Raw genomic sequence first — 15,214 nt, 5'->3', positions numbered from 1 at the left:
TCTGCGCAGGGTGCTGCACGGTGACAGCGTCGTGTCTCCCCCGAAACGTCGTGGATCTTGCGATTCGTGACGTGTCGGGCTCACGTGGAATCCGCCACGCGCCAGAATGATCGGACGCGGTCGTGGTGGATATGCCGTGGGGGTGACCTGTTCGCAGGCCAATCCCTGAGATGGTGCGAGCGTTGATCCGAACGACCTGCCCGGAGGCATGACGCACGGCGCGCGTGAACGCACACCCGGCCAATGATACGCGCTCCCCGGGAGCGGGGCAAACGTGTGCGGCCCCTCGGGCTGGGAGTGTGCCGGGTGCCGGTCACTCAGCCGAGCAGCAGCACCGCGGCGGCGACCGCGACACCCAGCAGCACGACGATCACGCCCGCGAGGACCAGTGCACGGAGCGCACCGCGACGACCCGTGCGGCGACGGCTGGCGGGGACGTCGGTCTCGGAACGGACCGCGGATGCCGATGGGCGGCGTTCCACCCGCACCGGTTCGTCCGTGCGCGGGGCGTAGGCCTGCTGCTCCCCCGCGATCGGGATGTGCGCGGCGCGGACCGTGCCGGGCACCTCTCGGTCGGGCGCGACTCGGTCGGGCGCGATGCGAGCGGGCGCCTCGCGATCGGGTGCCTCGCGGTCGGGTGCCGCGGCGCCGCCTGCCGCGCCGTCGGCCGCGCGCGCCGCGCGGCGACGAGCGCCCGAGGCGGTCTGGTCGTCGAGGTCGGGAGCGGGTGGCGTCGTGGGGGACACGCCGTCGGGAATGGCAGAACGTGCTCGCACGCCGGGCGCGGTGGTGTCGTCGAGGTCGGGGTCGGGCGCGACGTGTCTGCGGCGGGTCGCCTCGTCGACGTCGGGGGTCGGGGCGGGGGTCGCGGCCGGGGCCGGGCGACGGCGCGTGACCTCATCGACATCGGGAGCGGGCGCCGGGCGACGCCGCGTCACCTCATCGACGTCGGGGACCGACGCGGGACGGCGACGAGTCACCTCGTCGACATCGGGCACCGGCGCCGCGCGACGCCGTGTCACCTCATCGACGTCGGGGATCGACGCGAGCGGGCGGCGCGGAGCGGTGGTGGTGAAGGCGTCCGCCGGGTCATCGGCATCCGAGGAGTCGACATCCGAAGCCGCCGCACCCGGGTCGATGCGCGCGCTTCGCGATACGACCGTGTCGTCGTCGGGGAGGGCGGGAGCCGACCGGAGCGTGTCATCGTCGACCTCGGGTCGCGTCGAACGCACCGTGTCGTCGTGGGCGAGGCGACCCGACACCACGGTGTCGTCGTCGAGGTCGGTCTTTCCCGAGCGGACGGTCTCGTCGTCGAGGTCTCCCTCGGGGACCGGGGCCGCCGGCCAGGGCCGCAGCCGACCGGACCAGAGGGTGACCTCGTCGGGATCGTCGGGGCGGTCGTAGGGGCCGCTCACACGTCCCTCCGCGACAGACGCACCTCCGCGTCGCCGAGGAAGAAGCGTTCGCCGGCCTCGATCTCCTCCCCCGGAGGGGCCTCGACCTCGGTCCCCATGAGGGTGGCGAAGAGCACCCCGTTGGTCGAGTCGAGATCCGTCACGAACCAGGTGTCGCCGCGCAGCTCGAGGCGCGCGTGCGTCTTGGACACCGTGCGGGTGTCATCCGAGATCGGTACGAGCTGCGCGTCCGGGCGCGACGGGTCGAGGGCCGGGCGACGCCCCAGGATGACGACGGACGAGGTGAGGTCGACGGGGGTACCACCCGACGGGATCAGTGCCCACGGGATGCGCTTGCGCCGCGTGACGACGGTGCGATCGAGCTCGTCGAAGTCGTCGTCGGCCTGATCGGACGGCACCTCCGGCTGGGTGTACAACGCCGAGACCGAGGTGCGCGCCGATCGCGGCGATCCGGCATCCGGGGCCTCCGAGACCGCCGACACGGCCTCGGACAGCTCGGGGAAGTCGTCGGGAACGGCGCTGACCGCTGCGCGCGGCGCGGGGACGGGCTCGGGCGCCGGACGCGTGAGCGGAGAGCCCGACGCGGGCGTCGCGCCGTCGGCATCCGGTCGCGGCGTGCGCCGCGGCGGGTTCGCCCACGGCGCTGCCTCGGAACCGTCGGAGTCTTCGTCGACGCCGGCCGCCGACGCGGCATCGGGGAACGTCGCGGGAGGGGTCCACGCCGGGGCCGCGTCGCCGCGCGCCGGTGCGCCGGCAAGCGGGCGGTCGCTGACCGGGGAGAAGCCGTCGTCGCGGACGCGAGAGGCGTCGTCGTCGGTCTCGCGCGAGTCCGGTCGCACCTCACCGCGTGCCGAGGGGGCGGCCGCGGGCTCGCGCGGAAGAGAGGTCTCCCCGGTGGCGGGAGCCTCGTCGCGCAGGGCGTCGAGCACGTCGAAGACCGACGTCGGTACCGGCGGGGTCGGGGCGACGCGAGTCGGGGCGACGGGGGCGGGCTCGACGGCGGGCGACGCGGGCTGCGCGTCGGCCGCTGAGGTCGCGGTCGACGGGACGTCGGCGGCGGGCGGGAACCCGCTCGCGCGGCGCGGACCGTCGAAGTTCGCGGGGCGGAGGTCGGCGGGCGGGGCCCAGTCGCTCGGCGACGGGGCGGCGTCGGAGAGCGATCCGGAGGGGGCCGCGAACGGCACCGCGACCGGCGCCGTGCCCGGCACAGCGGCGGGCACGGACTCGGCCGGGCCCTCGGCATCCTGATCACGGGCGGAGTCCGCGGGGTCGGGCGTCCAGCCGCCGATCAGCGGCACGTACGGCCCGTCGAAGTCACGACCGCGGCGCGCCGGGGCGGAATCCTCGTCGACGGCCGAGCGGGGGGCGGCCGCGTCGTCGCCCTCCCAACGCGCCGAGCCGAAGCCGAGGATGCTCGCCCAGATCACGGGGAACAGCGCACCCACGACGGTCATGCCCGCGCCGGCACCGAAGCCGACCGAGATCCGGTGCACCGCGACGATGAAGACGACGATGAAAGCGATCCCGCCGAAGATCGGGACGATGTTGAGCAGCACGAGCCACGGCGAGAAGCCGCCCAGCTTCAGCACCGTCGCGACGTTCAGGACGGGGATCCAGGCCTTCCACGTGGGCTCCCCGATCTTGCGGAAGACCGCGGCGAGCGCGAGCGCGAGCCAGAGGTAGAGGATGACGGCGAGCGCGAGCGAAGCCGCACCGAGGATCCAGCCGGTGGAATCGGTCATGTCGTGTCGCGTCCCGCCGGGGCGGTGGGACGCTTCCCCCTCTCGTCGCGATGCGGCGACCCCCGCCGCGGACGGCGTGGGGCGAGGAACCGCAGGAACGATCTCAACGATACGGCCGCGCGGACGCGCCGCCAGAAACCCCGCTGACGCAGCAGCACGCGGCGATCCGCGTCGACGATGCGCCAGAAGGCCGCGACCTCGTCGGCGCTCACCGCGGTGGGGGCGAACACCGCCCGATCGGCGTCTTCGGCCAGACGGGTCGCGGACGGGGTGGCGAAGGCTCGGGCCAGTTCGCTGCGGGTCGGCGCGAGGGGAACGGTCCGGCCGGCGTCGATGCCCGCGTCGACGTACTCGTCCCACCCGCCCGCGATGGCGGCACGCGGGTCGGGGTCGCGGCGGCGCCCGCGCCGGCGCAGCGCCTTCGCGATGACGACGGCGAGGAACGGGCCGAAGAGCACCAGCAGCGCCAGCGCGGTGATCCCCACCACCCGCAGCACGGGCCAGAGCCAGGCGAGATCGAGGCCGTCGTCGGTGGGGACGTCGTCGTCGAGCGCGTTGTCTTCCTGCACGGGCGCCGGGGGCACCACTTCTTCGACGGTGTCGGGACGCACCTCGGTGACGTTCTCGGGGTCCTGCTGCTGCGTCACCTCGAGACTCGGCGACTGCTCCCACTGCGGTGTGACGTCGATGGCGGCCCAGCGCCCGTCGACGCCCTGCACCTCGGTCCACGCGCTCAGATCACGGGCGCGGCACTCGCCGGCCGCGCACGTGGACAGCTCGGCGTCGGCGGAGACGAGGCGCGTGCCCACGACGATCCGAGCGGGGAATCCCAGCTCGTGGGCGATGAGGGCGGTCGCGACGGCGAACTGCTCGTCGTCGCCGACGGCGGCGACGAAGTTGCCCGAGGTCTCGGCCCGTGGATCTTCTTCCCGCTCCAGCAGTCGCTCGAACATCGCGTCGATGCGCGCCAGCGAGTGCCCGGAGGCGCTCGGCTGCACCTGGTACCCGGGAAGCTCGGCCGCCCAGGCCGGGGTCGCCGAGCCCTGCGGCGCGAGACTGTGACTCAGGTATCCGCGAGCGCGCAACAGCTGCACCAGCGACTGCAGGGCGGCCCCGTCGGAGCCGGCGGCGTGCTCCTGCACCCAGCGTCGCAGGTTGTCTCCGCCCGACACCCCGTCGGCCACTCCCGGCGGGGTCAGGCTCGCGAGGTCGACGGCCTCCGGTTCGACGGCCGACAGCCGGTAGCGGTCGCCCTGGCTCAGGCCTCCGTCGGCGGTCTGGACGCCGGCTTCGGCGGCGGCGCTGTAGTAGAACCGGTCGGCGAGCAGGGTGCGCCGATCCCCCTCGAACGTCACCGAGGCGAGGCTCCCGGCGGTCGGCATCCAGATCCCGTCGCCGTCGACGATCTCGATGTCGGCGTCGACGGGGCGCCCCTCCCCCGCGTCGCGCACCGACGGCAGGCGCAGGAACCCCCCGCCCGTGTCGCCGGAGGCGCGGAAGATCTCACCGTCGTACATGTCGAGGGTTGCGACACGGATGCGCTCGGGCAGGGAACCCTCGCCGCTGACGCGGAACAGCACGTCGTCGGCGCGCGCATCGGCGAACATCGCGCGGTACTGGGCCAACGGGCTCACCGCCTCGGCGATCTGGGCGTCGGGACCGGCCGCGGAACGCAGCACCTGCCGGTCGGCATCCCGCGCCACCCACGGCACGACCGCGGTCGTCGCCACCACCGCGACCCCGAGCATCGCCACCCCGAGAGCCGCGCGGCGACGGTCGGTGGCCGACCTGCCGGGCGCGACGGGAGCCGCCGACACGTCGCTCGCCCGCTGCAGCGCGCGGAGGCGCTCGTCGTGCGCGCGCCAGGCCAGCCACAGCACCGCCACCAGCAGGGCGCACAGTCCGACCGCCGTCTCGACCGGTGACGCCAACGTCAGCGGACCGACGACGAGGGGCGCGCTGGTCGCGGTGCGGCCGAAGAACAGACCGAAGCCGACCATGGCCAGACCGCTCACGACGGCACCGGTCGCGCGACGGTCGCCGCGCCACGCCAGCGCAAGGGTCGCCCCCGTGCCGACCAGGAAGACGACGAGGGCGGGGACGAGCAGGTTGCGGTACGAGCCGACCGGCAGGTCGACCGTGACCAGGTCCTTCCACGCGACGACGAGCCCGGCGAGGGCCTCTCCGAGGCCGCGCAGCGCGTCGAGCGGCGAGGTGAGGCGCGACGGCACGGCGAGCGGGACCGCGAGGAGCACGAACGCCCCCGCCAGACCGCCCGCGAGCGCCCACCCGCCCCCGCGCCGCCACGCGACGAGGGCGACCACCGTGGCCGCGACGATCGACGCCCCCACGACCAGCACGAGGAACGACGCTGACGCGTAGATCGGCCACGCCGCGACCGCCGCCAGCACGATGCACGCGGCGGTGAACAACGCCCCCGCGACCCGTCGCGGAATCGACGCCTCGCGTCGACGACGGGCCGAGGTGTCTCGGCGCCGCGCGCTCATGACGTTGCTCCCCGCGCGAGCAGTCCGGACAGATCGTCGAGGGTGCCGATGGTCAGCACCGTCAGACCCGCGATGCTCTGCATGCGCGGATGAGCGCGTTCGTCGCAGATGACGGCGGCGACCGCCGTGTCGACCGGGAACGCCAACGCGGCCTGCCGCAGACGCCCGAGCGGGACGGCCGACCCGACGACGACGAACGCGATCGAGAGGCGCTCGTTGGCTTCGGATGCCAAGCGGCAGACGTCTTCGACCGGCATCGTGTTCTCGTGCCGGTCGAGTCCGCTGAACCCGTCGAGCAGAGCACGCGGCGAGATCACCGGCACATGGCGGATCGCGCGCAGGCGCCCCTTCACCACGCGCGGGATCTCGGACCCGGTGACGATGTCGATGTCGCGCGCGTCGCGGACCGCCCGGATACCCAGCGAGGCGGCGGCCGACACCGCGAGCTCGTACTCGTCGGCATCCGCGTACTCCTGGGTCGCGGCGGCGAGCACCACCGCCATGCGCGAGCGACGGGACTCCTCGTATTGGCGCACCATCAGCCGGCCCGTCTTCGCCGTCGACTTCCAGTGCACCTGACGCCGGGAGTCCCCCGGAACGTATTCGCGGATCGCGTGGAACGACATGTCGGCGTCGACCAGGCGGCGGGTGGCGTTGCCCTCGAGGTCGCGCATGAGGCCGGCGCTGGTGGAGGGGAGCCCCACCGTACGGGGGTGCACGAACACCTCGTGCACGTCGTCGAAGGCGTGCTCGCGCCGGAGCAGACCGATCGGGTCGCTGCGCACGGTCGTGACGGGGCCGACCCGCACGACACCGCGCGGAAGCGGTGGAATCTCGAGCGGCTCGGTGGTGTCCTGACCCGGGCGGAGCAGCGGCACCCCGAACTCGACGAGCCCGCGACCGACCGGGATGTCGAGACGACCGGGGAGCGTGGGGCGCGCACTCTCGTTGCGCACGACGATCTCGCCGGTCACCCCGTGGCCCGCGACCACGCGTTCGTGGGTGAGGGCCAGGTCGACGGCGTACGCGCGCGCGCCGAACAGGAACGGCACGGCCATCACCAGCAGCAGCAGGGCGGCGCTGCCCGCGACCATCCACTCGACCCAGCCGAAGATCAGTCCGAACGCCAGCCCGAGCGAAGCGGCCACCACGACCACGGCACCGGCCGGGCGCACGGTTCTGCCCGCCCACCGCGCAGCCGCGGCCACCGCCTCGGTCGCCACGCGCCAGGCCTCGGCGACCTGCACGACCGCGCGCACGATCCGGCGCTGCCGGCGGGTCGACGTCGAGGTGATCGACGTGCGCGAGCCGGTCGCCATCGTGCCGGCCGACGTGCGCGTCAGACGCGACTCGGTGAGGTTCACATCGGGCATGACCCGACCCCCGGGGGTGCGGATGCCACGGCCACCGCCATCGTCACGCGCTTTCGCGCTGCGTGGGCGGCAGGGTGTCGAGCAGCACCTGACCCACGACGGCCTCCTGCGTCACGCCGTCGAACTCCGCCTCGGGGTGAAGGATCAGCCGGTGCGAGAGCACGGGCACGGCGAGCGCCTTCACGTCGTCGGGGGTCGCGTACGTGCGGCCCTGCGACACCGCACGGGCGCGCGTCGCGCGGGTGAGGGCCAGCGCACCGCGGATACTGACGCCGAGCCGCACCTCGTCGGCCGTGCGGGTGGCATCCACGAGTCGCACGATGTAGTCGAGCACGAGCGCGTCGACGTAGACGGATGCCGCGAGGTCGGCCATGCCGACGAGCGCCTGCGGCGTGATGATCGGGCGGAGGTCGGCCGTGGCGACGGCGCCGCCGTCGAGGATGCGGATGGTCGCGGCGTGGTCGGGGTAGCCGAGCGAGGTGCGCAGGAGGAAGCGGTCGAGCTGCGCCTCGGGCAGGCGATAGGTGCCGGCCTGCTCGACGGGGTTCTGCGTCGCCAGCACGAGGAACGGCACGCCGACCTCGCGCGAGACGCCGTCGATGGTGACGCTGCCCTCTTCCATGACCTCGAGCAGCGCCGACTGCGTCTTCGGGCTCGCGCGGTTGATCTCGTCGGCGAGGACGATGTTGGCGAAGATCGGGCCGGTGTGGAACTCGAACGAGCCCGTCTTCTGGTCGTAGACCGTGATGCCGGTGATGTCGCCCGGGAGCAGGTCGGGAGTGAACTGGATGCGGGTGTTCGTGCCCTGCACCGACTGCGCGACGGCGCGCGCGAGCGAGGTCTTGCCCGTGCCGGGGACGTCTTCGAGCAGCACGTGTCCGTCGCTCAGCATGGCCGTGAGCACCAGTTCGACCACGTGCCGCTTGCCGAGGACGGCGCGCTCGACGTTGTCGGCGATCTGCGAGAAGGTCTGGGAGAACCAGGTGGCCTGCTCCTGGGTGATCGTCATGTCGGTGGTGTCTTCCTGTGGCGGGGGGGGGGGCGGGGTGTCGGGTGCCGGACGTCGGTGGACGGGGCGTCAGTCGGGCGGGGTGTCTTTGGGAGGCTGGGAGGGCTCGGCGGCCTTGCCGGGATCGCACTTGCCGCTGACTTCGAGAGTCGCGGATTCGAGCCCCCAGTCGCGCGACGACCAGTCGATCTTGACGGTGACGCCCGTGACGCTGACGGCGCCGCGAGGAACGGTGCGGGGATCGTCCTGGGGGTCGAGCTTCTTGTCGTTCTTGTCGCGGTAGGTCGCCCCGGCGTACGACGGGGTTCCGTTGCCGATGCCGTTGCTGGTGTCCCACTCCGCTTTCAGTTGGCTCCCGGCGACGCAGGAGTCGATGGAGGCGCGGGCCTGCACCTGGTAGGGCGCGCTCCCGGAGGCCGGGCTCACGGTGCCGCGCTCGGACCGCGTGGGCCAGACCTCGTGCTGGAAGTAGACGCCGATGTTCGGGTCACGGTCGAACACCTCGGTTCCGGGACCCCAGTTCTCGTAAACGGTCTCGTTGTTGCGCGGGGGATCGTCACCCTCCTGGATGCCGCTGATCCGCCAGCGCGCCTCGTCGCCGTCCACGTCGGGGCTCGCTCCGACCCGGAAGGTGTAGCCGCGCGGCGCGGAGGGGTCTTGCTTCGCGTCGACCGTCTGCTCGATGGTCTCCGACCCGTACACACGCCCGTCGTAGACCGAGTCGACGCACAACCGCACCGTGTACGTCTTGCCGTCGTCCTTGCCGGGGAACTCGGCGCGCTTCTTCTCGCCGTCGACCCGGCAGGCGCCGTCGAGGGCGAAGCCGTAGCGCAGGGTCGAGTCGTCGCCGTTGGTCGACGCGGAGCCCTCGGCGCTGATCGTGACCTTTCCGCCTCCGTTCTGCGTCGACGTGAGTTTCAGCTCCAGCTGCGTGGGCTTTCCCACCCCGTGGGCCGTGAACACCAGCGCCTGCCCGGTCTGCGATCCGCCGAGCCCGGGGGGCACCGTGAAGCGCGAGATGGGCGTGACCGACACCTCGGTACCGGTGTTGCTGCCGACGGTGAAGCCCCGCAGCGTGACGCTGTCTTGATTGCGGCCGACGTCGACCTTCTTCGTCTCACCCGAGGCGCTCTTGACCTCGAGCGTGCCGGTCTCGGCCGATTCGATGCCGGTGATGGTCAGGTCGGCGACCTTGCCGTCGCCCCCGGTCTGCACGGGCTCGAAGCTCGCCCCCGCCGGGCGGTTGGGGGTGTCGTAGGCCCAGGCGGTCGTGCGCACCGAGGCAGTGGACTCCCCCACGCTGTTCACGGCGTTGACGACGTACTCGCGCTGCTCCCCGTTGGGGGCGGCGATCGTCGGGCAGGCGCCGTCGGGGCCGCACTGCGCGACGACCTCGCCGCGCCACCGCACCGTGTAGCCGGCCAGTGACGGGTAGGCGCGGCGGGCCTCGCCCGGGTCGATGCGCAGGGTCACCGAGCCGTCGGAGTACGCGGTCTGCCGCACGCTCGCGGGGCCGCGAGGGTAGCCCAGCAGATCGAGCACGACCCGCGCGTCGCGGGTGGCGGCGGTGGTGCGCCCCTGGGCGTCGCGCAGGGTGACGCTGGCGCTGCAGGTCGCACCGGGAGCGTCGGCCGACCACGACGCGACGATGCTGGACGACGACGCCACCGAGAAGGTCACCCCGGTGCACGAGGCCGTCGGGCGCACGCCCACGACCTCGAGCGGCGTGCGCGGCAGCGGGTTGACCTCACCCGTGATGCCGATGACACCGATGCTGCAGCTCGACCCCGAGGCCTGCGAGCACTGTGACGACGTCGTGCCACCCTGCGGCAGGGTCGAGGGGGCCGCGCCCACGCGCAGCACAAGTCGGGCCGGGGCGACGGCGTTGTGGCTGGTGACCGAGATGATGGCGGCGTTGTCGGTACCCGGCACGGCGCGGTCGGTGCCGGTCACGGTGACCGTCGACCCGTCGAGCGCGACCTGGAAGGCCGAGCCCGAATACTCCAGCGCGTAGCGGATCGCGCCCCAGTCCTCACGTCCCAGCTGCCACGACGTCATGTTACGCAGGTCGAAGGTCGCCGTCTCGCCCGGTCCGACGCTGAGCGCGCCCGGCCGCAACTCGGGCTGGGGATCGCGGGCGATCACACCGATCGGCACCGAGAGCACGGTCCAGTCCTGCGTGCCGGCGACCCGCACGGGCACCTGGCACGCATCGGTCCAGGGGGAACCGGTACCCGCGTCGTAGCGCACCACGGATCCGGTCACGCTGCAGCGGCCCTCGGCGCGGGCCCCGGTGGTCGTGACGTCGGGGCCGACTTCGAGGGTCGCGCGTCGAGGGAGGGCCACCAGCGAGGCCATGTCGAACTCGACCGAGGCGAGCTCGTCGACGCGCTGGGCCATGCCCGGGCGCAGCGACAGGCTCAGATCGTCGTCGCCCGGCACGCGCAGGAACGCGTACGTGGTGACGTCGGTGTCACCCGAGCGGCCCGAGACGGCGAACGGGATGACGCGGCGGGTGGCGGGCAGCTCGCCCGAGATCTGCCGCCCGTCGACACGGAGATCGGCGGGCTGTCCCCACAGCGCCACGTCGAGCGACCCGACGTCGCCCGCCGACCAGGTCGCCTTGCCCGCGAGCACGTCGACGCCCGAGGTGAAGTCGTCGCGGTTCTCGACGGTCAGCACGGTGTCGGCGACGACCGGGTAGTCGGGCACGCTCTCGCGCACGACCTTCACCACGATGAGCCCGCGCCCGGTGTTGCCCGAGTCCGACTCGACGTCGTAGAGGAACGACATCGTGCCGGGCGACTCACCAGCGCGCAGGACCACGCCCGTGTCGGTCAGGGTCCGCACGAAACCGTTCAGGCGCGCGTACTCCGGGTTGTCGCTGCCGTCGACCAGGGTCTGCGGCAGATCGGGGCGCACCCCGGTGAGCGTGAGGCGGCCCTGCGTGGGGTCGATGTCGTTGGCCAGGGGACTGACGCGGATCTCGCTGTCGGCCCCCGCCTGCACCTGCACGTAGTCGGTGAAGGTGATGGGACTCGGGTTGGCCTCGGCGTCGAGAACGCCTATGCGCACCGTGCCCTCACCGGTCGCGCCGGCGGTGTCGGAGACCCGGTAGCGGAACGTGATCTGCCCCCGGTCGCCCGGCACCGACGAGTAGACGATCGACGAACCATCCGGCGTCACGGATGCCGTACCCCGGTCGGGCTGGCTCACGATGCGATCGAGGGTGACGGCGTCGCCGTCGGGGTCGACGCCGAAGCCGTGGAACTCCACCGTGGTCGTCCCGCCGCTGAGGACGCGGCCCTCGAGCGTGTCGGGCAGCGGGGCGCGGTTGGCCTCGCCGCCGAGCACCGTGATGCGCACCGTCGCTTCGTCCCAGAGCGCCGGGGTGCCGGTCGTGAAGACGCGGTAGGTCACCTCGTACGACCCCGGCGCGGTGGGAGCGAGGTAGCGCAGCACCCCGGCCGACGCGAAGGCCAGCGCGTCGCTGGCCGGCTGAGCCTGCACGCTCGACGGGTCGAGGGTGGGTCGTCCCCCGGCGGGCGAGATGTCGTTGTCGAGCACGGGGATGTCGATCTGCGCGCCCGCGCGCACCGTCACGGTGTCGTCGACCGCGATGGGCGCGATCTCGGGGGCGGGCGGAAGGAGGTACACGGTGGCCTCGCCGGTCACCCGGGATCCCTCGTCGTCGGTGCCGTCGCTGACGGTGTACCCCACCGTTCCGAGCAGACCCGCGCTGCCGTCGGCCGTGCTGCCCGAGACGCGCAGATCGTTCTGCCCGACGGTGTCCACCGTCAACGACGCGCCGTCTTCGGCGGCCGGCTGCACGTCGCTGAGCAGCAGGACTCGGCCGGTGGGGTTGGACACGGCCGAGAACACGTCGAGCGTGGCGTCTTCTTGCGGTCGCACGAACGCCACGACCGGCGAGGTCGACAGCTGCGCGGGGGCGTCGCCCGGGAGCAGCGTGATGCGCGCGGTGCCGTTGGCGTCGCGTCCTCCGCCGTTGACGGTGAAGTCGACGCGGTACACCCCCGGCTGCGACGCCGAGAAATCGAACGTGGTGCTGCCGCCCACGACGGTGGCGTTGGCGGTGGCCTCGTCGAGCACGCGCACCGAGGTCAGGGTGACGTCACCGGCCGTTCCCGTCACGTGGGGCCCGACGTCGACGGTCAGCGACGAGCCGGCGGTGTCGAGCCGGGTGAACGACTGCACGGCCAGGGTGGGGTCGGGCGCCACCCGGATGACGAGCGGCTTCGTCGTGGTCGCTCCCGCGGTATCGGCCACGGTGACGTCGAGCTGGACGTTCTGCTCGCCGCCGGAGCCGTCGTCGGCGTGCTGGTAGACGACGTCGCCGGCGGGGGTCGCGGCGACCGTGCCGACGCCGCCCGGGTTGTCGACCGACAGCAGCAGCAGCGGGTCTCCGTCGGGGTCGACCCACCCGGGCAGCACCGGGACGGTGATGGTGCCCCCGCGCGCGACCTCGGGGGTCGGCCACTGCTGCAGACACGTCTCGACGCCGCACCAGACGGGGGCGGAGTTCGTGTCGGCGGGCGAGACGGTGAGGGTCACGGTGGTGGGGGGCGAGGTGAGCCCGTCGGCGGTGGTGCCGTCGGTCACGGCGTACGAGAACGTCGCCGTCCCGGTCGCGCCGGGCGTCACCCGCACGGCCAGGCGCTGCCCGGCGTCGGTGACGGTGAGGGAGCCGAAGCCGGGGTCGAGACCGGTGACGCTCTCGGCCACGATGCTCAGCACGTCTTCGTTCGGGTCGTGGTCGTTCAGCAGCACCGGAAGCGTGACGAGGCGCCCGGCGCGCACGCCGAAGGAGTCGGGTTCGGCGACGGGCGGCTTCGGGTCGAGCACGACGCTGAGCTGTTCCTCGCTCTGGACGGCCGCCTGCTCGGTGCGGTCGTCGAGCGACCAGTTCTGGCTGGAGGCCACGAGGGCGCCGTCGGGCACCGTCCACACCCACCCCGATCGCGTCTCGTTGAGGATCACGGCGTGGTCGGTCGCGACGAAGACCGGTCGCCGTTGGTCGGGCATGGTCGCCCCGCCGTAGTCGAGGTCGGTCTCGCCCTGGTCGGAGCGCCACAGCGTGCCGCGCGCGTCTCCGGGCAGCAGCCATGCCGCGTACGCGACGCCCTGGTGGGTGAGCGGTCGCGCGGGCTGACCGAGCACGGCGCCGCCACCGCCCACCTCGCGACGGGGTTCCGATCCGTCGGCGGGAACGCTCCACAGCGACTGTTCGTCGGCGATGTACACCGACCGCGCATCGGCGTCGGCCTCACCGACGACCGTCTGCTCGCCCGTGTCGATGTCGACGGGGTCCGCCCCTCGGACCCAGACGCGTCCGGCGTCGGGGTCGACGAGCACCCAGGCGTCTCCCGCCGCCGACAGCACGGGGGCCGCCACGTCGACGTCGAGCGCGTCGCGGGCTCGGACCTCGTCGGCCTCGAGGTCGTATCGGATGACCGAGGCGTCCGCTGAGGAGTACGCGAAGAGCATTCCCCTCGCGTCGAGCGCGATGGCATCCGCGGTGTAGGACTGGGCGCCCTCGTCGCCGGCCGTTCCGAAGGGATCGAGTTCGGTCGTGCTCTGACCGGCCCGACTCAGCCGACCCGCGAACAGCGTGCCGGTGTCGGTGCGGTACACGGCGTAGTCGCCCGCCGTCACCACCGACGTCGTGCCGGCCGGGGTGTCGGGCGCGGACTCGAGCTGCTCCCGCTGCAGATCGATCGGCTGGGCCTCATCGATGCGGGTGAGCTTGCTGAAGCTGTCGGTGAAGAGGTACGCCCCGTCGCCGCTCTGGGCCACCTGGCTGGGGTTGCCCGCGGTGCGGACGGTGTCGAGCTCGCCCACCGTCGTGTTCACGCGGGCGTACCGCTGCCCCTCGCCCGTCTGCAGCGCCCACACCGACGTGTCGACCTCGGGCGTCTGCTGGGCGTCGAGACCGGGCCAGACGATGCTGGCGGTCACCACGAGGGCGACGGCCGCGAGGCTCGAGCCCAGACCGACGAGGGTCCGGCGCTTCATCACAGCACCCCCGTGGCGTAGAGCGCGGCCACGGCGACGGCGCCCGCGGTCACGAGCGTGGCGCCGGCCAGCACCCAGGGCAGCACCCGGTACGTCGGCGAGGAGGGAGAGGCGATGTCGGTGTCCTCGTCGCGCGCGAGGCCCGCCATGCCCGACGCGCCGCGGACCTTGCGGGATCCCTCGCGCTCGAGGCGGGAGCGCACCGGCCCGCGCTGGGTGGCGTCGGCGAAGTCGACCGTGCGCGCACCGGGCGTCCACTCGGCCGCCGGCACCTCGAGCGGGGTCGCCGGTGATCCGAGCTCGGACTGCACCCGCTGCAGGGCCTCGCCGAACGCGCGGGCGCTGGGTTGGCGATCACCGGGGTTGCGCGACATCGCCGTCGCCAGCACCGCCTGCAGCGAGGGGGGCACGTCGGTGCGCGAGATGTCGGTGTACGTCGCCCGGGCGATGCGGCGGCGCAGCTGCTCGCGCGAGTTCTGCCCGCGCTCGCGGCGCTCGAAGGGGCTGTGCCCCGCCAGCAGCGAGTACACGGTGGCCCCGAGGCTCCACACCTCGCTCGCGACGGTTCCGGCGGTCTGCTCCGCGACCACCTCGGGAGCGCTCCACGGCACCGACATCGCCAGCATCTCGTCGGCACCGTGCGGCGCGAGCGACGACGAGATGCCGAAGTCGGCGAGCACCGGGGCACCGAAGGTGGTGACGAGGATGTTGCTGGGCTTGACGTCGCGGTGGATGAGCCCGGCGTGGTGGGCCGACTCGAGGGCTCCCGCCATGCGCACCCCGATCGAGAGCACCTCGGCCACGGGCATGCGCTCGACGCGGTAGCGCTGCGCCAGCGACCCCGGGCAGAACTCCATGACGATGTAGGGCCGCCCGTCGGCGGAGATGCCCGCCTGGTAGACGGTCACGATCGACGGGTGCGCCGACAGGTGCGCGAGCACGTCGGCTTCGGCGTTGAACATGCGCAGCAGGTCGGCGTCGCGCGCATCGCTGGGCAGGACCTTGACCGCGACGTCGCGGCGGGGCATGTCCTGCCCGTAGAGGAAGACGTCGGCGAAGCCGCCCGAGCCGAGCGGGCGGATGTAGGCCAGCCCGGGCAGGATGGGCGGCGACGACGGAAGCCGCTGCGGCATCG

The 15,214-nt window shown here is 73.2% G+C and carries 7 protein-coding genes; all 7 read right to left on the bottom strand.

Annotated features, from left to right (window positions below):
- Window positions 1-317: 317 nt before the first annotated feature.
- Window positions 318-1,415: a hypothetical protein gene (locus ASG45_RS04870; RefSeq protein ID WP_055833591.1), complete on the bottom strand. Its 1,098-nt coding sequence runs from the start codon at window positions 1,413-1,415 to the stop codon at window positions 318-320.
- Window positions 1,412-3,157: a DUF5684 domain-containing protein gene (locus tag ASG45_RS04865; protein WP_055833587.1), complete on the bottom strand. Its 1,746-nt coding sequence runs from the start codon at window positions 3,155-3,157 to the stop codon at window positions 1,412-1,414. Before ASG45_RS04865 ends, ASG45_RS04870 begins: the two co-directional genes overlap by 4 nt.
- Window positions 3,154-5,664, bottom strand: coding sequence for a transglutaminase domain-containing protein (locus tag ASG45_RS04860; protein WP_082516457.1), 2,511 nt, complete (start codon window positions 5,662-5,664; stop codon window positions 3,154-3,156). The genes ASG45_RS04865 and ASG45_RS04860 overlap by 4 nt, the downstream gene beginning before the upstream one ends.
- Window positions 5,661-7,037, bottom strand: a complete 1,377-nt coding sequence (locus ASG45_RS04855; protein WP_055833586.1) for a DUF58 domain-containing protein — start codon at window positions 7,035-7,037, stop codon at window positions 5,661-5,663. The genes ASG45_RS04860 and ASG45_RS04855 overlap by 4 nt, the downstream gene beginning before the upstream one ends.
- A 43-nt stretch (window positions 7,038-7,080) precedes the next feature.
- Window positions 7,081-8,046, bottom strand: a complete 966-nt coding sequence (locus ASG45_RS04850; protein WP_055833583.1) for an AAA family ATPase — start codon at window positions 8,044-8,046, stop codon at window positions 7,081-7,083.
- Between the two features lie 69 nt (window positions 8,047-8,115).
- Window positions 8,116-14,079, bottom strand: a complete 5,964-nt coding sequence (locus ASG45_RS04845) for an Ig-like domain-containing protein (RefSeq protein WP_055833580.1) — start codon at window positions 14,077-14,079, stop codon at window positions 8,116-8,118.
- Complete coding sequence (locus tag ASG45_RS04840; protein ID WP_055833577.1) at window positions 14,079-15,212, bottom strand: serine/threonine-protein kinase; 1,134 nt, start codon at window positions 15,210-15,212, stop codon at window positions 14,079-14,081. The genes ASG45_RS04845 and ASG45_RS04840 overlap by 1 nt, the downstream gene beginning before the upstream one ends.
- Window positions 15,213-15,214: the final 2 nt, after the last annotated feature.

The organism is Microbacterium sp. Leaf436, from assembly GCF_001424715.1.
In the GTDB taxonomy this organism is placed as follows: domain Bacteria; phylum Actinomycetota; class Actinomycetes; order Actinomycetales; family Microbacteriaceae; genus Microbacterium.
Note: the sequence above shows the minus strand (reverse complement) of the source record. Positions and strands in the feature narration are given on the sequence as shown.

What these genes read in the sequence shown, in the direction of transcription:
- ASG45_RS04865 (WP_055833587.1), bottom strand. Translation starts at nt 3,157, where the DNA reads ATGACCGATTCCACCGGCTGGATCCTCGGTGCGGCTTCGCTCGCGCTC.
- ASG45_RS04860 (WP_082516457.1), bottom strand. Translation starts at nt 5,664, where the DNA reads ATGAGCGCGCGGCGCCGAGACACCTCGGCCCGTCGTCGACGCGAGGCG.
- ASG45_RS04855 (WP_055833586.1), bottom strand. Translation starts at nt 7,037, where the DNA reads ATGCCCGATGTGAACCTCACCGAGTCGCGTCTGACGCGCACGTCGGCC.
- ASG45_RS04850 (WP_055833583.1), bottom strand. Translation starts at nt 8,046, where the DNA reads ATGACGATCACCCAGGAGCAGGCCACCTGGTTCTCCCAGACCTTCTCG.
- ASG45_RS04845 (WP_055833580.1), bottom strand. Translation starts at nt 14,079, where the DNA reads ATGAAGCGCCGGACCCTCGTCGGTCTGGGCTCGAGCCTCGCGGCCGTC.
- ASG45_RS04840 (WP_055833577.1), bottom strand. Translation starts at nt 15,212, where the DNA reads ATGCCGCAGCGGCTTCCGTCGTCGCCGCCCATCCTGCCCGGGCTGGCC.